Here is a 19582-nt window from a genome sequence, read left to right as displayed (position 1 = left end):
CAACCCCTTTTAATAAAACATTTTAAAATTAAATTATTAAACACACTTAATAATATTATTCATTATCTTTTCTATATTTTTTAGGAGTATATTTTTTATTGATAATTTTAGCCTGCCTTATACCAAACTCAAGAGCAGCTAAAATACTTTCGATAGCTTCTTCTGAAACTGGTTCACCATAGAACATAAGACCTTGTTGTTGAAGTAAATCTTCTCTCATTTTCTCTAATCTCTTTGCAATGTCTCTTTCTTCCTTAGGGGTGAATCTTGGCATATCTGGCTTGGATATTGAAGGTTCTTGATTTCTTACATCTGTCTTTCCAAGGAGGTAATCAACGGAAACATTAAACAATTCGGCTATTTTTAAAAGCATATCCTTGTCAGGGAATCTGTTACCATTTTCCCAATTAGATATTGCAACTTTACTTACATTTAATAACCTCCCTAACTCTGTCCCAGTCATACCTCTTTCTTTTCTCAACATTTTTAATCTATCTCCAAAGGTTTGCATATTGAAAACCTCCTTTTAATTAAATTATACAATATTAAAGATAAATTAAAACTAAAGTTATCAAAATGAATATTTTTTTAAAAAAAATAATAAAATAATATTGACAGTTAACAAATTGAAAACTATAATAATAATTGAAAGTTATCAATACGATAACAAAAGGAGGTGGTATTATGAATAATAAATTGATTGCATATAGGAATTTATTAAAATTAACACAAGCGGACATGGCAAAACTACTTAATATTTCCCTAACAAGTTATTCCTTTAAAGAAAATGGTAAAATACCTTTTAAACAAAACGAGATGGTGTTGATAACTAAAACATTTAAAGAAAAAATACCAAACATAACTATGGATGAAATTTTTTTTAACGAAGAAGTTAGCAAAATGAAAACTTTAGTTATCTAATATATTTTATGCAAAAGCAACTTAAAGATACAAAGGATGGAGGGGCTAAAGATGAATGAATTAAAAATATTTGAAAACCAAGAATTTGGGAAGGTAAGAATGGTTGAGATTGACGGTAAGCCTTATGCCGTTGGTGTTGATGTAGCAAGAGCTTTAGGATATGAAAATGCAACTAAAGCCGTAATAAACCATTGTAAAAACATTAGAAAAGAAGTTTTAGAAGCACAATCCCAAAATGGGATGGTGGTAAAGACAGAAACAAATTTAATTAATGAAGGAGACATTTACAGATTAATTGTAAAAGCAGCTGACCAAAGCAAAAACACAGAAATAAAAGCAAAAGCAGAAAAGTTTGAGAGATGGATATTTGATGAAGTAATACCAAGCATAAGGAAACATGGAGCTTATATGACGCCTGAAAAATTAGAAGAAGCTTTATTAAATCCTGACGCAATGATAAAGGTATTAACTGAACTAAAAAAAGAAAGAGAGGAAAGAGCAAAGCTTCAACAAAAGATAGAAGAACAAAAACCAAAGGTACTGTTTGCAGACGCAGTAGCAACAGCAAAGAATTCGATTTTAGTAGGAGAGCTTGCAAAACTACTTAAACAAAATGGAATAGACATAGGACAAAATAGGCTATTCCAATGGCTAAGAGATAATGGATACCTAATCAAGAGAAAAGGTACAGACTACAATATGCCAACGCAATATGCAATGGAATTAGGGTTATTCGAAGTAAAAGAAACAACTATAACACACGCAGATGGGCATATAAGTATATCTAAAACACCAAAGGTTACAGGTAAAGGACAGATATATTTCATAAATAAATTCAGTGGACAAGATAAACCACAATTACAACAAGCATAAATTAATACTAATAAGAAAAGAGGGAAAAGAAAATGGCTATTAAGGTTGTAGCTAATTATCCACCTGGTGGAGAGAAAGAGGTACAAGAGAGGTTATCAAAAGCAGTCGCACAGATAATAAAGAGAATGTTAACACCAGAGCAAAGACTTGAGCTTATAAAAAGAATGGAAGAAGAAATTGCAAAAGGAAATTTGAAATAGGAAAGGAGAGGGGAATATGAAGGTTCAAACAGTAGAAAAGTTGAATGTGAATAAGAAAACAGAGGAGGTAAGAGGGATGAATGAAAAAATGGAAGGAAACAGAATCAATATTTTGTCAGAACTCTATACAAGGTTAATTGTTGAAACAGACGAGGAAAATCCTGTAACCATAGCTGAAATAACTGAGAACGATGCTATACCAGCAGTTGGTTACAGGATTAGACTAAAACCTAAGTATGATTAACCTTTGGGTGGATATGGGTCATTGCCATAGCTGTCTTTACTTTGAATTTTACCATCTTTGCCATGAATAATTAATTCAGATTCTTGATTTTTAGCAATTTGTCTTGCTATATCAATTGCTTCTTTCTTAGTTTCTGTTACTTTAGTAGATTTATTATTACCTTCACCTTTTACTTGCCAACCACCATCAGGATGTGGAGTAACATGTTGATTTTTACCCATAAACTTTCACCTCCTTCCTGTAGATAAAGTTCTACAAGAAAGAGGAAAATCCTTCAAAAATAATTCGACAAAGGAGGCAAGATAATGAACGAAAGCATAAAGATTATAGATAGCGACCAAGTGATAAAGGACTTACTAAAACACTTTAAGGAGTGGCAGATTATACGTTCTTTAGTAAAGACAGTTGGTAAAGAGAAAATAAAAGAATACTTAGAGGAGGTAAAGTGATGAACGCATTGGAAATTTATGAAATTCAAGAGGTTGAACAATTAGAGGGAAAGGAGCAATTTAAGGTAACTAACATAGACCAAGCTAATTGGTGTTTAAGAAAAATTGCCGCATTAAAGAAAAAACAAAAGGAGAATGAAGAACTTGCAAAAGCAGAAATTGAAAGAATTCAAAAATGGTTAGATAAAGAAAATAAACAACTTGACGATAGCTTAAAATTTTTTGAAGGGTTACTTGAAGAATATGCAATCGTGCAAAGACAAAAAGACTCAAAATTCAAACTAAGCACACCTTACGGAAAAGTTGGATTTAGAAAGCAACAACCTAAGTGGAACTATGATGATGAAAAATTGCTCAACTTCTTAAAACAAGCTGGCAAAACTGAATTCGTAAGAATAAAAGAAGAGGTAAACAAGTCAGAACTCAAGAAAAAGCTTAAAATTGCAGGTAATTTAGTAGTAGATGAAAACGGAGAAATTATAGAAGGCATTACAATTGAGGAACAACCAGAGAAGGTTGTAATAGATGTGGAGGTGGAATAAATGGATAACAGAGTAATTGAATATCAGCAAAATAATCTTTCAATAATTGACACAGTATCAATTCAACAGGTCCAAAACACAATGCAAAAGATAACTCAATTCCAAAAGGTCATTCAACAAACATTACATCAAAATCATGACTTTGGCGTAGTCCCAGGGAGTGCTAAGCCAACACTTCTAAAGCCAGGAGCTGAAAAAATCCTAATGATGATGGGACTTAGAAGTGAATTTGAAATAGTTGATTCAACAAGAGACTTTGAAAATGGATTCTTTCAATATCAAGTTAGATGTAAGCTTTTCAAGGGAGACACTTTAATTACAGAAGGATTAGGAGCTTGTAATACAAGAGAGAAGAAATACAGAAACCAAGACGCATTTACACTTGATAATACAGTTTTAAAAATGGCTAAAAAGAGGGCATTAGTTGATGCAACTTTATTAGTAGCAAGTTTAAGCGACATATTTACTCAAGACTTAGAGGATTTGGATTTGGAAGGCAATACAGTAGTAAATGTAAAGACAACATTTGATGATGATAAGACTATATCTAAAGCACAAGCAAGGAGATTATACGCATTATCCAATGGTAATGCAGAATTATGCAAAAGGGTAATTGAAAAGTACGGATATAAGAAATCAGATGATATAAAACTAATTGACTATGAAAAGATAGCAAAAGAAATAGAGGAAGAAGCGAACAAGACATTTGAAGGCACACCATTTGAAGTAGTTGAAGGGCAATAGAAAAAGCCCTCGGCAAAGGGCTCTTCAAGAAACCGACTGGTGAATGGGAGTTGCCGCTCCCTTCACCCTCATTATAACAGATAATATTAAATTTTTAAATGGGGGTTGAAAAAAATTGAGAAAGAAACTTTTTTTAATAGCTGTTTTTTGCATAGTTTCCTCTTTTACTATTATATCCACTTCATTTATGAATTATACCAAGAAAAAAGAAAAAATTCAAAAATATGAAACATATGTCGTTCAAGCAGGGGACACCCTTTGGAGTATAGCAAAGAAGTACAACAAGCAAGGAGAAGACATAAGAAAGTTGATATACGAGATAAGGCAACATAACAACATATCACCAATGATTAGAGAGGGACAAATTATTGAAATACCTTTGAACAAATGATGGGAGGGTTCAAAATGAATTATATAGTTCCAATTGAATACAAAGACCAAAGAGTGATGACAACTAAGGTTTTAGCAGAACAATTTGGGACGGAAGAAAAAAATATACAAATGAATTTTCTAAACAATCAAGGCAGATTTTTTTTAGGTAAACATTACTACAAGTTAGAAGGTAATGAATTAAAAAATTTCAAAGAAAGCCTACCCAATGATATTAGAGAGCCTTTGAAATATGTATCACAACTTATTTTATGGACTGACCGAGGAGCAGCAAGACATGCAAAGATATTAGATACTGATGAAGCCTGGGAAGTGTATGAGAGATTAGAAGAAACATATTTCAAAGTAAGAGAACAAAATATTATGATAAGTCAGTTAAGTCCAGAACTACAAATGTTTAAACATATATTTGACACACTTGCAAAAGCAGAGTTAAAGCAAAAGGAAATAGAGCAAAAACAACAGATTTTAGAACATAGATTAAACAATTTAGATGCAACAAACATAGAAGGAACACCAAGACAAAGACTTAATCAAATGATAAGAAAATATGCACTTCAAAATGGAATACCTTATAACACAGCTTGGCAACATTTTAGAAGCAATTTCAATAGAGCTTACGGAATGAACATAGAACAAAGAAGGTCTAATTTTATGGCAAGGAATAGCATAAAAGATATATCTTATCCTGAATTTTTAGAAAGGATAGGGTACATAGAAGATGCATTAAGAGTAGCAGATAAGATGTTAAATCAACAATCGTAAAAAAAAGGGGGATAATAAATGATTTATAATAATCGAAAAGTTCTAAAAACAGCAGAAATAGAAAAAGCAACTGGTTTGAAAGCTCTAACTACTTATAAATCGTATTATAAAGGTTTATTTCAAGAAAACATACATTATTTTACAGTCAAAGGTTATCAAATAAATGAACCATCACAATTTAGAAACAATAACTTTGTGCTTTGGACAAAAGAAGGATTAGAACAATTAAAAAATATAATGTGGGGTGAAAGAAAAGAAAAATTAGAAAAATTTATAGAAGAACAATTTTGCAAAGAAAAGCAGAATCAAAAAAGAAACGTAGGCAGACCAACAATAAAAGCGAAAGATGTTGAATATGTTAAAAGAACCTTCAACATACCAATTGATTTAGATAAAAAACTTAAAATAGAAGCAATAAATCAAGAAATTCCAACAACAGAATTATTAATACAAATTTTACAGAATTACCTATAATTCAAGGAGTGATTAGATGAACCAACAAGAAATGTACAAAGTCATTGAAAGTGTATCAGGTCAAAATAATATTCTAACTATACCAACATTTTATGTCAAGCTCACAGGAAGTTTAGAAACTGCTCTAATGTTATCTCAATTAGTCTACTGGTCAAGCAGGACTAAAGATGGCTGGGTTTATAAAAGCAGTAAAGAATGGCAAGAAGAAATATTCTTAACAGATTATGCAATAAGAAAATCTACTAAAAAATTATTAGAAATGGATGTGATAGAAACAAAAATTAAAAAAGCAAATGGTAGTCCAACAACACATTACAGAGTAAAAAAAGACAAGCTAATCGAATGGATTTTACGATTTCAACAAGTCGATTCGTTGAATTCAACAAAACCACACGTTGAAAACAACGAAACTATAACAGAGATTACTACAGAGATTACTACAGAGATTGATGATGAGGAGCAACAGCAACATCAACAAATCAAAAAAATTATTGAGGTATTTAATAACAATATCCATAATATGACACCAATAGAATTAGAAAAGATTAATCATTGGTTAGAAGATATAGAAACAGAAGTAATTATTAAAGCAATAGAAGAAGCTGTTATTAATAACAAGAGAAGCTTTAATTATATAAATAAGATACTTAATAATTGGTATTCACAAGGTTTAAAAACTAAAACAGATGTAGAAGAATATTTGAGGAATTGGAACAAGAAGAAAGAACAACCTAACCAACCAAAAAAGAAAAAAGAATTTGACTTCACAGGCTTATTATAGGAGTGAGAAGAATGTACTATAACATACCAGCAGAACAAGCGGTGCTTGGATTAATACTCAAGGATAATGAAACAATCCTTGATATAGACCTAAAACCTGAACACTTCGGAGATATGAAGCATAGAAAACTATACGCAACAATGCAGAAGCTCTACCAAGAAGGGAAGAAAATAGACTTTATTAATATAGGACAAGCAATAAAACTTGATGAAGTTGGAGGGTTAAGTTACCTTGCTGACCTAATAACCTATGCAGACATAACTTTGGATAAAGCAAAGACAAGCATAATCAAAGAGAAGTACAAGCAAAGAGAATTAAATAAGGTTATAGATAAAGCAAAAAAAGAAATGGAGAATAAACCATTCCAAGAGCTAATAAATGAAATGCAGAACGAAATATTAAAAATAGACGACCAAGACACAGACGTTCTAATAAATGATGATTACTTGTACAAAGAGATAATATTTCCTTCAATTGACAAAAGAATGAAATCAGAAACAAAGATACAAGGAATAAGGTGCAATATATCCGCAATAGATGCCTGTTTGAATGGGTTTCAAAAAGGCAAACTCTACTTCATAGCAGGGCGACCTGGAATGGGGAAATCGGCGGTAACAATCAATATAACGAATGAGATAGCGAAAAAATACAATGTCTTGTATTTCTCATTAGAAATGACAGCAGAGGAAATTGGTTTGAGAAGGTTGGCAATAGAAAGCTTTGTAGATATGGCGAACATAGAAAGGGGGATATTGAACGACCAAGAGGTCATCAAGATGACAAGAGCAGCAGATAGACTAAGCAAATATAAAATGCTTATCAACGACATTCCAGGACTTCACATTCAAGATATATACCGAATGGCAAAAAGACAGAAACTAAGAAACCAATTGGATATGCTTGTAATTGACCACATAGGACTTGTGAGAGCAGAAGGGGACACAGTAAGGGAACAAGTAACAAATATATGTATTCAACTTAAAAACATAGCAAAGGAACTTGAAATACCAGTCCTTGCACTAAGCCAGCTTAACAGAGGTGTAGAACAAAGGGCAGATAAAAGACCTCAATTAAGCGACCTCAAAGAGTCCTCTGGTATAGAAGAAAATGCGGATGTGGTAATGCTTTTATATCGAGATGAATACTACAACGCAGAAACAGAGGATAAGGGAATTATAGAGGTTGATATAGCGAAACAAAGAGGCGGAAGAACAGGAGTAGTTAAATTACTCTGGAAGCCAGAAATTCAATTAGTAAGGGGGATAATATGATGGACAAATGGGTTGTGTACGAAATGCTCAAAGGTGGCAGAGAGCAAACAATAGGAGAAGTAATAAACAAACTAAATAAGGTCAATGAAGAAGATATGAGAGAAGCAATTATTGAATTTATTATCAGCAGAATGAGGGAGGAGAGGTAATATGAAAATCGGAGTAATAAGTCCCAACTGGCAAAGGACAGTATGTTTCAGAGAGTGCGAAACAGTGGAAGAAGCAAGGGAACTGGCACAACAACATACAAGAATGTTTGGTTGGGCAGAAATCATTGAGTATGAAACTATAGAAGAATATGATAGGGAGGAAATGAGAAATGATAGATAAACAATATGGCAAATATATATTAATTTGCGATTATTGCGGAGAAGAAAGAGAATTTAGCACATTTGATGAGGCATTGAAATATAAGAGAGAAAACAGTTGGAAAAGTATCAAACATACAGATGGCTGGGAGACAATATGTGAAGAATGCAGAAAGGAGATTGAAGAATTATGAAATCTTACAACAACACAGATAATTTTCAAAAGAGATTACACACAATCGAAATTGTTTTTCAAACAATGGAGTATAAAGGCACAGCAATAATGGAAATGAAAACACGAGGTGCATTAGGGTACGAAGTTATAAATTTTATAGACTTTGAGGATATATGTGAGGATGACTTTAAAGAAAACAATGTGGGTTTTAGATTGCTTGGGGAAGACGATGACGGCAACGAATGGTTTAGAATGATACTAAAAAATGATGAAGGGGGAGCTCTCTTTGTGGAAGATGAATTAAGTTATTTGCCAAATTATGTTGTGAAAGTTGAAATAATAGACTGCAAATTAATATAGGAGGGTAAGATAAATGAACAAGGCAATACTTATCGGCAGACTAACAAAAGACCCAGAACTAAAATTTACGCCATCTTCAGGAATAGCAGTTGCGAATTTCACACTTGCAGTAGATAGAAACTATACCAACCAAGAAGGCAAGAGAGAAGCAGACTTCATACCAGTTATTTGCTGGAGAAAACTTGCTGAAAATGTAGCAAACAACCTAAATAAAGGAAGGCTTGTGGCAGTATCTGGGTCTATTCAGACAAGAAAATATCAGGCTCAAGATGGAAGCACAAGATATGCAACAGAGGTTGTAGCAGAGGAGGTTAAATTTTTAGATTGGCCTAAAAATACACAAGAAAAAGAACAAGCAGATTTTATAGAAATGCACACAAACGAGCCAATACCATTTTAGGAGGGGGAATATGAAGTTTGTTGTATATGAAAAAAATATAAAGAGTGCAAAACAATTCGTAGATTTGATGAATGATAAAAAATTCCATAGTATGGATGAAATTTTAGAAAAGACATTAGTATCTGGGCCAACAGTTACAAAATGGTTAGAAAAAATAAAAGATATACTTGAAGTTAAGACAGAAGTTGTTGAAATTACAGGATATAGAAAAGGTGGATTTTATATAAAGAAAAATAGAGTCAAAAAGTATAGAGTCAAGGAAAAAATCGAAGTACAAATTATGATAAAAGCAGATCAACCACAAACAATAAAGGTTTCTGCAAAAACAAAAGAAGAACTCCAAGAGAGATTAAAAGGGCGTATGGAAATTAAAAAGAACGATTTAGTTGATATAGGCATAAGGATGAATTTTCAAGGCAGTGTAAAAGATTTGATAATTGCAACAGAAGAAATGGGGGTAAAGGTATGTTGAAAGAAAATAAGGATATATGGATGATTAGGAAGCAAGTACTGAGCTTAGCAACAAGCTTGGCATTGCAGGAAACAGAAAGAACAGGAGAAGATTATTCCAAAGCCTTAAACAAGGCATTAGATGAAGCTTGCATTAGGCTTGGGATAGAGCATAAAGAATTCATCAAGATGTTTATATAGGAGGAGTATATGACAGCGAAGGACAAGCTATATGAGATATACGAACTCATCAAAAAAGGCAAAGAGCTAAATAAAGCGATAAAAGAAGTATTGGAGGGGCATAAAAATGAAGATAAATGATTTATGCAAAGTGTGCTATGAAAATGCAGAAAGCAAGGGATTTTGGGAAGACATCAAAGAAATATATCTTGAAGGAATGCCAGCAAGACATTTTAATAATGCAATAGCTGCAAGATTAGCATTGATACATAGTGAAGTATCGGAAGCACTTGAGGCAATTAGAAAGGGAGACAAAGAAAATTTCAAAGAAGAACTGGCTGACATAGTGATTAGGGTATTTGACCTCTGCGGGGGCTTATCAATAGACCTTGAACATGAAATAGAAAAGAAAATGGAGAAAAACAAACAAAGACCATACAAGCATGGAAAAGAATTCTAACAAAGGGGATGGGTTTGTTGAACGCAGGACTAAAGGAGAGAGTAAAGGAAAAACAAGGATATAGATGTGGGTTGTGTGGCAGGCAGGGATATGACCTGCACCACATAGTCCGAAGAAGCCAGGGCGGAATGGATATTGAATTAAATTTGATATATGTATGTCGTGAATGCCATACTCAAATACACGCAAAGAAGAATATAGAGAAGATGCTGAAAAGGCAACTAAAAAACAAATTAGAAAAATTGATATTGAGGAATAAACACTACAATATTGAGGAAATTTCTCAAATATGCGGCATTGAGATTGAAAAAATAGAAAAAGCAATGCAGAAAGCAATTCTAAAATGGGAGTTTGTAGATGGAGTAACAAAAGCAAAAGGAGAAGAAATTATTAGGTGGCTTATGGGAGGTAAACTATGAATTCAAAACAAAAAGGAGCAAGAGGAGAACGAGAGCTTGCGAAAAAGCTCAAAGAATATGGATACGATACAAGGAGAGGGCAACAGTATTCAGGAATAGAAGGGGAAGATGTTGTAGGACTTCCAGGCATACATATAGAATGCAAGCGAGTAGAAAGGCTGAATATACATGACGCAATAGCACAAGCAAAGAGAGATAGAAAAGCAGGGCAAAAGCCTGCAGTGTTTCACAGGAAGAATAATTGCAGCTGGCTTGTAACAATGGAACTTGAGGATTGGATTGAGATATATAGAGAGTGGGAAATGACGCAAACAGCTCCACTCAATGAAAAAATAATGAACATAACTAAAAAACATATAGGAGATGAATAGGATGTGTTGGAATTGTCCTTATGTGTATTGGATAGATGGACAAGCAAGATGTGAATTGGACTATAGAGAATTGAGCTTAGCAGATATGGCAAATGATGAATGTGTTGTTAAGGGGGTAAAGAAAGATGAGCAATTCATTAAGAAGTATGCAGAGAAAAGCAATGAATAATCAAATAAGAAAGGCAAATACAAATAAAATATTACAAGCTGCAGCTAAAGCAGCAGATGAATTTGCAGATAAAAAAGCAAAAGAGATAGCAATTACTGCAGTAATGGATATAATGAAAAGTTTATCAATGGCAATGGAAGATGTATTTAGAACAGAATATGGATTTGGAGATAAAAGATTAATGAAGTTAATGCAACAACTAAATGAGAGGTTACCAGACCATTTACAGTTTGATGTACCAAAAAGAGAAAAGATAGAACAACAAAAGTTGTATGATTTAGTAGAGTTGTTACTGGAATTAAACTGTGATGAAAAGAAATGCAGATGTAAAAATTATAAAGAATGCAACATGTATAAGTTGTTTAGAGGAAGAAACATACCAGCTTATGATGAACAACAAAAAGGATGTCCATATAAGGTAACAAAGGGAGTAAATAAATTTACAGAGGATGAATTGAGAGTATTAAGGCAGATGATAGAAGATAGGAGAAAAAGAATAGTGTAAGAGGTGAACTTATGGCCTTAGATATGCAAGATATAGGACAAGCTATATTTGAAACAGCAAAGAGGATAGAAAAAGGCACAAATGAACTTTATAAGTATGCAAAGGCTTATGCAGAAGCGGAAAAGGAATACAGGTTGGCCCTGGCAAAAGAAATATTGTGTCTAAGAGATGCAGGGCTACCTGCTACCTTAATAAATGATGTAGCAAGGGGAAATGTAGCAGAACTGAAATATAAAAGGGATTTGTCAGAGGTAAGCTATAAGACAGCCAGGGATATGCTTGAAGCATTGAAGTCTCAATTAAGTGGATTACAGAGCCTATATAAAAATCAAGGTGAGGTGTAATAAATGAACCCAGAGGTAGTGAAGTTAGCTTATAGATGTATAATCGACTACTTGGGTGGAGACATAGAAAGATACAATAAGCTTGTAAATGAAGCAATTAGGATAAGCAATATAATAACTTGCCCTTATTGTAAAAATGCAATGGTAGAGGGTAAGAAGGGTAAGACAAAGGAAAAGATACTTTTATGTACAAAGTGTGGTTACATAGAAAAACAAAAGGGGGAACAGGTATGTTAAAGATAGGCATTTCATTTATGTTAGGAGCATATGCAGGACTCTTAATATATGCAATATTGCAAGTATCAAAGAAAAGTGATGAGAATTTAAAAAAAGAATGGGTGGAGCATAAGTGCAAAATTAACCAAGCAAGCGGATGTAGTGATAATTGTTGTAGAGAATGCGAAAAATACAATGAATGTAGCTTTAGATGTGATGGCAATCCAGACAAATGTGGACAGGCATATATCAAATTGAGGTGAGGGCATGATAAGAGATGACATATTCAGAAAAACAGAAGGAATGCTATATAGATATTATGAAAAGTTAAAACTAAAAGAAAAACTAAACTACAGAATAGAAGTGTTGGAGAATAAAATACAAAGACTTGAGCAAGACATAAAAAATTGCAATATAAATTTAAACAGTGATATAAGGGGAATAGATTATAGCAAGGATAAAATACAAAGTGGAGTAACAAGTTCATCAATAGAATCAGAGTTAGTAAAAGCCATAGATAATTTAGAGAAAGAGCTAAAGCAAACAAGGGTAAAATTAATTAAAACTAAGTTAAGATTAAATCAAATAGAAGAATCAAAATCAAACATAGAATTTGCAATAATTCAATTATCAGATGAAGCAAAGAAAATAATAGAGCTTAGATATGGTACATACCCAAAGCTAAGCAATATAGAAATAGGTATGAGGTTGAATATGGCAGAAGCAACTATTAGGAGAAAAAGAAAAGAGATAGTTGAAGCAATAGCAAAATGGATGAATATATCGTGACGAGTTTTTGACGAGAAAATGACGTTTTTTATAGAAAATATATGATAATATAGAGATAGTGAAACCCCCCATCTAAAAAGATTTATCCCCCAACAAAAGCACTGGTCATAGACTGGTGCTATTTTTTTAGAAAGGAGTGGGAGAGGTGCAACAAAAGAAAAAGGATAAGAAGAAGGAGAGGAAAAAGGAGCACCTCTCCTTTTATGATATAAAAAGTATTATGGAAGAAGGACATATATACAAACGAGGAAAAGGTGGAGCTATTAAACAAATAAGATAAAGGGTGTTGGTTACAAAATTTAACCTTCTTTGCGAACACCTTTGAAGGGTTTATTGTCACTTGTTTTTTGGTCGATAAACCTTCCAGTTGAAGTATCTCTTTTAACCCAAGAATCTGTTTTAGGGTTATAAGTTTGTGAACGATTATCAACAGCACCTATGCGGTAACCATTACCAGTATTTTTAGCCATTATATCACCTTCTTTAAATACCAACACCCTTATATAAATTATACCAATTGGAGTGATTAAAATGAAGTTTCCAGACAAAATAAAAATTGGCGGAATAATGCTTGAAGTAATATTAGATAAACATTTAGCAAGTGCAGAAGATAAATTTGGTGAATGCGATAGAATGAGAGGGAGGATAGTTATTGATGAAACACAACCAAATGACCATAAAGAAGTTACCTTAATACATGAAATAATTGAAGTAATAAATGGAGAATATGAATTGGATTTAGAACATAGGCAAATTACAAGTTTAGCAAGTTGTTTGTATCAAGTATTTAAAGATAATAAGATTAGCTTTGAATAGGTGGCTTAAATTAAAAAGGCAGGTGAGGTGATGTGGCGAGGAGAAATTGGGAAGAGTTGAAAAAAGAGTTTATGTTAGGTGACTATAAAAGCCTCAAAGAATTTGCAGATAAAAAAGGAATAAACTATGATTATTTGAGAAGAAAAACTAAAGGTTGGTTAAAGGAAAGAGTCACAAAACAATCACAAAAGAGTCACAAAATTATAGAAAAAACTATTGAAAAACAAATTGAACATGAAGTAGATTATAATACGACTCACCTTAAACTTTGGGGTGAGTTTTTAAATATATTGAGTGAAGCTTTAAAAGATATAGAAAATATTAAAACAAGAGATGGAAAAATAAGTGCAGCTGCATTAGAAAAGTTAGCAAATGTAATGGATAAAGCTCAAAAAGGACAGCGATTAGCATTAGGATTAGATGAACAAAAGCAAGATAATACAGAGTTATTAAATAAGGTTAATGAAATAGTGAGGGCATTACAAGATGATAATGTTTAGTCAAAAACAAAAGGAATTTATAAAAAACGCAAATAAAAAATTAAATATAGCAGTAGGAAGTATAAGAACTGGGAAAACTGTTGTTGCTGCTATTGCATTTATTTTGCACGTTTTAAAGTTCAAAGAATCGCAAAACTTTGTTATAGTAGGAAAAACAAGAGATACAGCGAAAAGAAATGTTGTTGATGTAGTACAAAAATACTTTGGAGAAAGTTCAATAAATTACACAGTTGCAAGAGATGAAATAAAACTGTTTGGACACAAAATATATGTTCTTGGTGCTAATGATGAAAAAGCAGAAACGAGATTTAGAGGTATGACATTAGCGGGAGGAATGCTTGATGAGGTTACAACATATCCAAGAAGTGTATTTGAACAAATACTGGCAAGAACAAGTATAGAAGGAGCCAAAATATACGCTACTACTAATCCAGATAGCCCATATCATTGGCTTTATACTGACTATATCCAAAAAGCAGATGAAAAAGGCTACTATGTGATGAAGTTTTATTTAGATGATAATCCTTTTTTACCGAAGGAATATATAGAGTTTATTAAAAACACATACACAGGTTTGTTTTATAAAAGATTTATTCTTGGTGAATGGGTAGCAGCAGATGGAATAATTTATGATATGTTTTATGAAAAACTACATGTGGTTAAAGAGATACCTAATATATTTGATAAATACATAGTGGGTATTGACTTTGGTATGGGAAATCCGACTGTATTTTTACTTATTGGTGTTAGAAATAATATAAAATACGTTATTAAGGAATATTACCATGAAGGAAGAGAAGAAGGGAAGAAGACAATTGAGAAGTATTCAAGGGATTTAAAGCAATTTTTAGGTGATGTAAAACCACATAAAATTTATATAGACCCATCAGCACAAGCATTAATATACCAGCTTAAGTGCGATGGATTTTTTAATGTAAAGGAAGCAAATAACGATGTATTAGATGGTATTGCAACAGTAGGAAACATGCTTGGTCAAAATCAATTATTCATTTATAGTAGTTGCAAAAATCTTATAAGAGAGTTTTACTCTTATGCTTGGGATAAGAAAGCTCAAGAAAGAGGGGAGGATAAGCCTTTAAAAGTAGCAGACCACGCATTAGATGCTTTACGATATGCACTTCATAGTGAGTATCCATTTGGAGTAAAGAGAAAAGGAGTAATAAACAAGCCTCAAGGATGGTGATGATATGTTAATAAGTCTAAAACAAATAGATATAGGAAAGCCTTGGCCAGCAGAAAGTGAAATAGAAAGATTAAGAAGATATGAAGCAAACAAAAACTTATTTGAAGGTTATCATGATATAGTTTTTGGTGATTGGGTTAAAAGGCTATACAGAGATGAATATAATACAGCAGTTTTTATTGTAACTAACTGGGCTAAGAAATTATCTACTTTATGGGCAGATTTACTTTTAGGAGAAAGGCCAAGAATAACAGCAGGAGAGCAGAAATCTAAAGAGCAGCAGCAATTAGAAAAAATAATAAACGATAATGATTTTTTTAATGTAGCTTATGAAGTAGCTTTAGATATTTCAAGATACGGAACAGGAATATTTAAAGTTAGATACGATAAAAAGCCCATAATAGAAGCGATTCCACCAAGCCTATGGTTCCCAGTAGTTAGCCCTGACAATATCAAAGATGTTCAAGCACATGTTATTGCATGGATGTTTGAAATAACAGAAAAAACACTACTTGGAGGAAAAAGAAAAAGAACATTTTTAAGGGTTGAAATACATGAGAAAGGCAAAATAACAAATAAGTTATTTGAACTTGATAATGGACTTATAAAATCACAGTTGCCACTTGAAACATTTTATCCTGATTTACCAGAAGAACAAGAAACAGGTATAGATGATTTCCTTGTTATTCCTGTTCATAACTTAATGACAAGCGATAGAGCTTATGGGTTAGATGATTATAATGATTTAGATGGAATTATACAAGAGCTTGAAATAAGATTATCACAAATAAGTAGGATTCTTGATAAGCATGCAGACCCTAATATGTATGGTCCAGATACAGCACTTGAACAAGATGAATATGGTAATTGGTATGTAAAAGGTGGCGGAAAATATTTCCCTATAAGTCAAGGAGAAAATCCGCCTGGATATGTAACATGGGATGGACAGCTTGAAGCTGCATTTAAGCATATAGAACAGTTATTAGAGCAATTCTATGCATTAAGTGAAACAAGTGCAGCTACATTTGGACAATTAAAATCAGGACTTGCAGAGAGTGGAACAGCATTAAGAAGACTAATGATGGCTCCACTTGCTAAGGTAAATAGAATTAGAATGAGACTTGACCCTGCTATAAAGAAAGTGCTAATGGTAGCAAGTCAGCTTGATTTTAATCTAGGCAAAGGCATTAAGCTTGAAAATATAAACATTGCATGGAAAGATGGATTACCAAATGACGAAAAAGAACAAGCGGAAATTTATTCAATATTAGTTCAAAATGGATTAATTTCAAGAGAGACAGCATTAAAACATTTATTTGAGTTTGATGCAGAGACTCTAAGAGAAGAATTATTAAAAATAGCAGTTGAAGCTAATCAAGAAGTACCAGCATTATTCACAGTGAACCTGCAAGAAGGTAGACAAACAGGCGGTGAAGAATAATGCCTTATGATGTTGAAAAGCAAATACAAGCATTAGTTGAAATATACAGACAAGGTTTTTTAGAAGTTTTAAAGATATTATTAGAGAAAGAATCTAAAAAACTAAATCCAGTATTTTACAAAGACCAACTTAAACAAATAATGAAGATACTCAATCAAATAGATAAAGACGCTGCAAAGTGGATACAAGAGGTAATACCTCAAGTATATCAAGAAAATTACACGCAGGTTTTAGCTTATATAAATAAAGTGGGAATGCAGAAAGACATAAGACCAGAGTTTGCTCAAATTCATCAAAGGGCAATAGATGTTATTGCACAGAATATGTATAACAACTTACGTCAAGCAACGCAGTTTGCAGGGAGAAGGGTAAATGATTATTATAGGCAAGCAGCTCTTGAAACATCGGCTAAAAAATATTCATCAGGGCAAACAATAAAAGATATGAAAAAGGAACTGCAGCAGAAGTTATTAACCCAAGGGTTAACAGGATTTAGAGATAAGTTAGGTAGAGAATGGAGATTAGATAGATACGCAGAAATGGTGGCAAGGACTACAACAGCAGAAATAGCAAGTGTTGCAACGTTGAATACATGCGAAGAAGCAGACATTGATTTAGTGAAGATAACAACCCATTATCCTACATGTGAAAAATGTGCACCGCTGCAGGGGAAAGTGTTTAGTATAAGCGGCAAAGATAAACGCTATCCAAAGCTTGAAGATAGATATAGGCCACCAGTTCACCCTAACTGTTATTCGAAAGATACAGAAGTTTATACTATAAATGGTTGGAAATTAATTAAAGATGTTCAAGTTGGGGACGAATGTTTGTCTCTAAATCCTGAAACACTTGAAATGGAATTTGTAAAGGTTATTGATACCGTTAGTTATAAAGCTGAAAAACTGATCCATTTTTACCACAAACATTTTGATATGATGGTAACATTTAATCACTTGTGCTTGTGGCAGAATGATGAGGCAAGAAAAAAATATGGACTAAATAAAGGATGGCGTTTTATTGAGGCACAAGAACTATTAAACAATAATAGCGGTAGATTTTTAAGGGTTGGGTATTGGAGAGGTAAAGACATTGGGAAAATTAAAATTGGTAATTTTGAACTAACAGGTGAACAATATGCAAAGTTAATGGGGTGGTTTTTATCAGAAGGTTCATGCGACCATAAATTAAAACGCATTCAAATAGCACAAAGCAAAAATAAAAATCAACAGAAATGGTTAGAAATTAAAGATTTATTGGACGAAATAGGTTGCAGTTATTCTTATAATAACGAACGTTTTGTAATCTATTGTGGTCTATATGACTATTTCAAGCAGTTTGGTAAAAGCTACGAAAAATATGTGCCTGATGAGATTAAAAATGCGAATTCAAAAATTATTAGAGTATTTTTAGATACTTTTAGGAAAGGAGATGGTAGTGAAAGAAAAACAAATAAATATAAGGGTGGTAATTTTGATAACGAAAAAATTTACTTTACCTCATCCAAAAGACTTGCTGATGGGATAGGAGAGTTAATACTAAAAGTTGGTAAAAGACCTTCATTTTATTTTGCAAAGAGAAAAGGAAAACTTATAGGATTTAGTAATGGTGAATACGAAATTAAAACAGATATTTGGATTATAAGAGAATGCAATTCAGAAACATCAGCTTTAAGTAATTTACACAGAGAAATCATTGAATACAATGATTATGTTTATTGTGTAGAACTTGAAAAATATCATACTTTGTATGTGAGGCGAAATGGGAAATGCGTATGGTCGGGTAATTGCAGACACTCAATTCATCCTTATGTTAGAGAATTTGACGATAATGCAGAAGAAACAGAAAGGTTTAGTAATATATCTTTGAGTAAAGATCCACGCAACGAGAAAGAAAAAGAAGCATACAAAGAAATAAGAGATAAGGTAACTATTCAGAGTAATAGACGTAAAGCAAGGGAAGTTTTGTATAATGAGAATGCACAGCTGGAAGACAAGGTTAAAGCTGCAGAAAGGTTAAAGCGTTCCTATGAAAAAGAAGGCAAAAGACCAACTGGAAAAGACGCAAGCATAATAAAGCAATATGAAGAATATATTAAGAATAAAAAGGAAACAGCAATGACAAAGGATGGTAGTAGTGATATAATTGAAATAAAAGAGAAAATTAAAGAGAATATATTGAATGGAAAATATAATACAAATATTAATATTGAAAAACAGAATAGGCATATATACGGAACAAATGAATATGAAGAATATTTAGATAGGCTTAAAAAAGAAAATAAAAATTATAAACCTAGTATATTAACTGCAAATGCACAGGAAATAATTGATAATTACATTTCAAAAGGGGAAATACGATTAAATAAACATCAAGAATGGAATAATCGACTATATATTGAATGTGATAAAATTATTGGAATATATAGAGATAAAGAAGGAAAAGAATATAAGACAAATAGATGTTGTATACATTTCTCTAAAACAGGAATTCATGTTGTTCCGATAAAACCACTAAAGGAGTTGAAGGATGATGCATGATAGATTTTTGGAGGATTATCATGGAAAGTATGTTTTGATAGAAATAGAAGGTAATATTAAAATAAAAGGTTTTGTAGAAGATTATAACTTTGGACAAGATTTTGATGAAGAATATGACAGTATATGTGTAAGACTTGATGAAGTTATAACAAATAATGATAATGATATAAAAAATAACATAGGTGAAGTAATTTGTATTTATGAGAACGAAATAATCTCTATTTATGAAATATGATTTGTTAACAGGCACTTGCAACTGCAGGTGCTTTTTATATTGCCCTTTT

37 protein-coding genes are annotated in these 19582 nt (G+C 32.4%); 34 read left to right on the top strand and 3 right to left on the bottom strand.

The window, feature by feature from the left end; translation table 11 throughout:
• Positions 1-55: 55 nt before the first annotated feature.
• The gene (locus JG776_RS02500) at positions 56-511 is read right to left on the bottom strand and encodes a helix-turn-helix domain-containing protein (protein WP_291964380.1); all 456 of its coding nucleotides are present in this window, start codon (positions 509-511) and stop codon (positions 56-58) included.
• 173 nt (positions 512-684) lie between these two features.
• Here JG776_RS02500 and JG776_RS02495 point away from each other — a divergent pair, with 173 nt between their 5' ends.
• Genes JG776_RS02495 through JG776_RS02480 form a run of 4 tightly spaced genes read left to right on the top strand, consistent with a single transcriptional unit; the run spans position 685 to position 2238 of the window.
• Entirely contained in the window at positions 685-921 is a 237-nt protein-coding gene (locus tag JG776_RS02495) for a helix-turn-helix domain-containing protein (protein WP_291964378.1), read from the top strand.
• A 51-nt stretch (positions 922-972) separates the two neighbouring features.
• A complete protein-coding gene (locus tag JG776_RS02490) occupies positions 973-1794 on the top strand; it encodes a phage antirepressor KilAC domain-containing protein (protein WP_291964376.1) in 822 nt (273 codons plus the stop codon).
• A gap of 32 nt (positions 1795-1826) precedes the next feature.
• Positions 1827-1994, top strand: a complete 168-nt coding sequence (locus tag JG776_RS02485; RefSeq protein WP_291964374.1) for a hypothetical protein — start codon at positions 1827-1829, stop codon at positions 1992-1994.
• 16 nt (positions 1995-2010) lie between these two features.
• Entirely contained in the window at positions 2011-2238 is a 228-nt protein-coding gene (locus tag JG776_RS02480; protein ID WP_035166532.1) for a hypothetical protein, read from the top strand.
• Here the strand turns inward: JG776_RS02480 and JG776_RS02475 are convergent.
• Entirely contained in the window at positions 2235-2459 is a 225-nt protein-coding gene (locus JG776_RS02475; protein ID WP_291964370.1) for a DUF2188 domain-containing protein, read from the bottom strand. The genes JG776_RS02480 and JG776_RS02475 overlap by 4 nt on opposite strands.
• An 84-nt stretch (positions 2460-2543) precedes the next feature.
• On the opposite strand from JG776_RS02475, the gene JG776_RS02470 reads away from it, so the two are divergent.
• The 24 genes from JG776_RS02470 (at position 2544) to JG776_RS02355 (ending at position 13080) form a co-directional block, all read left to right on the top strand.
• Positions 2544-2687, top strand: a complete 144-nt coding sequence (locus JG776_RS02470; RefSeq protein ID WP_156897906.1) for a hypothetical protein — start codon at positions 2544-2546, stop codon at positions 2685-2687.
• Positions 2687-3229 (top strand): host-nuclease inhibitor Gam family protein, encoded by a 543-nt coding sequence (locus JG776_RS02465; protein WP_291964367.1) that lies wholly within the window; start codon positions 2687-2689, stop codon positions 3227-3229. The genes JG776_RS02470 and JG776_RS02465 overlap by 1 nt, the downstream gene beginning before the upstream one ends.
• On the top strand, positions 3230-3973 hold the full coding sequence (locus JG776_RS02460) for a hypothetical protein (RefSeq protein WP_291964364.1): 744 nt from the start codon (positions 3230-3232) through the stop codon (positions 3971-3973). It abuts the gene before it with no gap.
• 115 nt (positions 3974-4088) lie between these two features.
• Entirely contained in the window at positions 4089-4364 is a 276-nt protein-coding gene (locus tag JG776_RS02455; protein ID WP_291964362.1) for a LysM domain-containing protein, read from the top strand.
• A gap of 14 nt (positions 4365-4378) precedes the next feature.
• Complete coding sequence (locus JG776_RS02450) at positions 4379-5128, top strand: ORF6N domain-containing protein (RefSeq protein ID WP_291964360.1); 750 nt, start codon at positions 4379-4381, stop codon at positions 5126-5128.
• Between the two features lie 18 nt (positions 5129-5146).
• Positions 5147-5602, top strand: coding sequence for a hypothetical protein (locus tag JG776_RS02445; protein WP_291964358.1), 456 nt, complete (start codon positions 5147-5149; stop codon positions 5600-5602).
• A gap of 16 nt (positions 5603-5618) precedes the next feature.
• Positions 5619-6383, top strand: a complete 765-nt coding sequence (locus tag JG776_RS02440; RefSeq protein WP_291964356.1) for a DnaD domain protein — start codon at positions 5619-5621, stop codon at positions 6381-6383.
• Between the two features lie 11 nt (positions 6384-6394).
• Positions 6395-7654: a replicative DNA helicase gene (locus tag JG776_RS02435; RefSeq protein ID WP_291964354.1), complete on the top strand. Its 1260-nt coding sequence runs from the start codon at positions 6395-6397 to the stop codon at positions 7652-7654.
• Positions 7651-7803, top strand: a complete 153-nt coding sequence (locus JG776_RS02430) for a hypothetical protein (RefSeq protein WP_291964352.1) — start codon at positions 7651-7653, stop codon at positions 7801-7803. Before JG776_RS02435 ends, JG776_RS02430 begins: the two co-directional genes overlap by 4 nt.
• A gap of 170 nt (positions 7804-7973) precedes the next feature.
• Positions 7974-8156 carry a hypothetical protein gene (locus JG776_RS02425; RefSeq protein WP_073249311.1) on the top strand — a complete coding sequence of 61 codons (183 nt, stop codon included), beginning with the start codon at positions 7974-7976 and terminating at the stop codon, positions 8154-8156.
• Positions 8153-8497 carry a DUF5406 family protein gene (locus JG776_RS02420; RefSeq protein ID WP_073249309.1) on the top strand — a complete coding sequence of 115 codons (345 nt, stop codon included), beginning with the start codon at positions 8153-8155 and terminating at the stop codon, positions 8495-8497. The genes JG776_RS02425 and JG776_RS02420 overlap by 4 nt, the downstream gene beginning before the upstream one ends.
• Before the next feature lie 13 nt (positions 8498-8510).
• On the top strand, positions 8511-8897 hold the full coding sequence (gene ssb / locus JG776_RS02415) for a single-stranded DNA-binding protein (RefSeq protein WP_291964348.1): 387 nt from the start codon (positions 8511-8513) through the stop codon (positions 8895-8897).
• Between the two features lie 10 nt (positions 8898-8907).
• Positions 8908-9369, top strand: coding sequence for a hypothetical protein (locus JG776_RS02410; RefSeq protein WP_291964346.1), 462 nt, complete (start codon positions 8908-8910; stop codon positions 9367-9369).
• Positions 9363-9548, top strand: a complete 186-nt coding sequence (locus tag JG776_RS02405) for a hypothetical protein (RefSeq protein ID WP_291964344.1) — start codon at positions 9363-9365, stop codon at positions 9546-9548. The genes JG776_RS02410 and JG776_RS02405 overlap by 7 nt, the downstream gene beginning before the upstream one ends.
• Positions 9549-9654: 106 nt before the next feature.
• Positions 9655-9987 (top strand): MazG nucleotide pyrophosphohydrolase domain-containing protein, encoded by a 333-nt coding sequence (locus JG776_RS02400; RefSeq protein ID WP_291964342.1) that lies wholly within the window; start codon positions 9655-9657, stop codon positions 9985-9987.
• Between the two features lie 17 nt (positions 9988-10004).
• Complete coding sequence (locus tag JG776_RS02395; RefSeq protein WP_291964339.1) at positions 10005-10406, top strand: HNH endonuclease; 402 nt, start codon at positions 10005-10007, stop codon at positions 10404-10406.
• On the top strand, positions 10403-10777 hold the full coding sequence (locus JG776_RS02390) for a hypothetical protein (protein ID WP_291964336.1): 375 nt from the start codon (positions 10403-10405) through the stop codon (positions 10775-10777). Before JG776_RS02395 ends, JG776_RS02390 begins: the two co-directional genes overlap by 4 nt.
• A gap of 1 nt (position 10778) precedes the next feature.
• The gene (locus JG776_RS02385) at positions 10779-10946 is read left to right on the top strand and encodes a hypothetical protein (protein WP_291964334.1); all 168 of its coding nucleotides are present in this window, start codon (positions 10779-10781) and stop codon (positions 10944-10946) included.
• Entirely contained in the window at positions 10903-11451 is a 549-nt protein-coding gene (locus JG776_RS02380; protein ID WP_291964332.1) for a DUF5651 domain-containing protein, read from the top strand. The genes JG776_RS02385 and JG776_RS02380 overlap by 44 nt, the downstream gene beginning before the upstream one ends.
• An 11-nt stretch (positions 11452-11462) precedes the next feature.
• Positions 11463-11795: a hypothetical protein gene (locus tag JG776_RS02375; protein ID WP_291964330.1), complete on the top strand. Its 333-nt coding sequence runs from the start codon at positions 11463-11465 to the stop codon at positions 11793-11795.
• A 3-nt stretch (positions 11796-11798) separates the two neighbouring features.
• A complete protein-coding gene (locus JG776_RS02370) occupies positions 11799-12032 on the top strand; it encodes a hypothetical protein (RefSeq protein WP_291964328.1) in 234 nt (77 codons plus the stop codon).
• Positions 12026-12274: a hypothetical protein gene (locus tag JG776_RS02365; protein ID WP_291964326.1), complete on the top strand. Its 249-nt coding sequence runs from the start codon at positions 12026-12028 to the stop codon at positions 12272-12274. The genes JG776_RS02370 and JG776_RS02365 overlap by 7 nt, the downstream gene beginning before the upstream one ends.
• Positions 12275-12278: 4 nt before the next feature.
• Positions 12279-12800 carry a hypothetical protein gene (locus JG776_RS02360; protein WP_291964324.1) on the top strand — a complete coding sequence of 174 codons (522 nt, stop codon included), beginning with the start codon at positions 12279-12281 and terminating at the stop codon, positions 12798-12800.
• Positions 12801-12945: 145 nt separating this feature from the next.
• Complete coding sequence (locus JG776_RS02355; RefSeq protein ID WP_291964322.1) at positions 12946-13080, top strand: hypothetical protein; 135 nt, start codon at positions 12946-12948, stop codon at positions 13078-13080.
• A 19-nt stretch (positions 13081-13099) separates the two neighbouring features.
• Here the strand turns inward: JG776_RS02355 and JG776_RS02350 are convergent, their stop codons facing one another.
• Positions 13100-13270: a hypothetical protein gene (locus tag JG776_RS02350; RefSeq protein WP_291964320.1), complete on the bottom strand. Its 171-nt coding sequence runs from the start codon at positions 13268-13270 to the stop codon at positions 13100-13102.
• A gap of 61 nt (positions 13271-13331) precedes the next feature.
• On the opposite strand from JG776_RS02350, the gene JG776_RS02345 reads away from it, so the two are divergent.
• The 6 genes from JG776_RS02345 to JG776_RS02320 are packed head-to-tail and all read left to right on the top strand — an operon-like array spanning position 13332 to position 19533.
• Entirely contained in the window at positions 13332-13616 is a 285-nt protein-coding gene (locus JG776_RS02345; protein WP_291964318.1) for a hypothetical protein, read from the top strand.
• Positions 13617-13648: 32 nt separating this feature from the next.
• Positions 13649-14116: a hypothetical protein gene (locus JG776_RS02340; protein ID WP_027309415.1), complete on the top strand. Its 468-nt coding sequence runs from the start codon at positions 13649-13651 to the stop codon at positions 14114-14116.
• Positions 14103-15320 carry a PBSX family phage terminase large subunit gene (locus JG776_RS02335; RefSeq protein WP_291964315.1) on the top strand — a complete coding sequence of 406 codons (1218 nt, stop codon included), beginning with the start codon at positions 14103-14105 and terminating at the stop codon, positions 15318-15320. The genes JG776_RS02340 and JG776_RS02335 overlap by 14 nt, the downstream gene beginning before the upstream one ends.
• 4 nt (positions 15321-15324) lie before the next feature.
• Complete coding sequence (locus tag JG776_RS02330) at positions 15325-16761, top strand: phage portal protein (protein ID WP_291964313.1); 1437 nt, start codon at positions 15325-15327, stop codon at positions 16759-16761.
• Complete coding sequence (locus tag JG776_RS02325; RefSeq protein ID WP_291964311.1) at positions 16761-19298, top strand: phage minor capsid protein; 2538 nt, start codon at positions 16761-16763, stop codon at positions 19296-19298. The genes JG776_RS02330 and JG776_RS02325 overlap by 1 nt, the downstream gene beginning before the upstream one ends.
• Entirely contained in the window at positions 19288-19533 is a 246-nt protein-coding gene (locus tag JG776_RS02320; protein ID WP_291964310.1) for a hypothetical protein, read from the top strand. Before JG776_RS02325 ends, JG776_RS02320 begins: the two co-directional genes overlap by 11 nt.
• Positions 19534-19582 lie beyond the last annotated feature (49 nt).

Source organism: Caloramator sp., assembly GCF_020054765.1.
Lineage (GTDB): Bacteria > Bacillota > Clostridia > Clostridiales > Caloramatoraceae > Thermobrachium > Thermobrachium proteoclasticum.
Note: the sequence above shows the minus strand (reverse complement) of the source record. Positions and strands in the feature narration are given on the sequence as shown.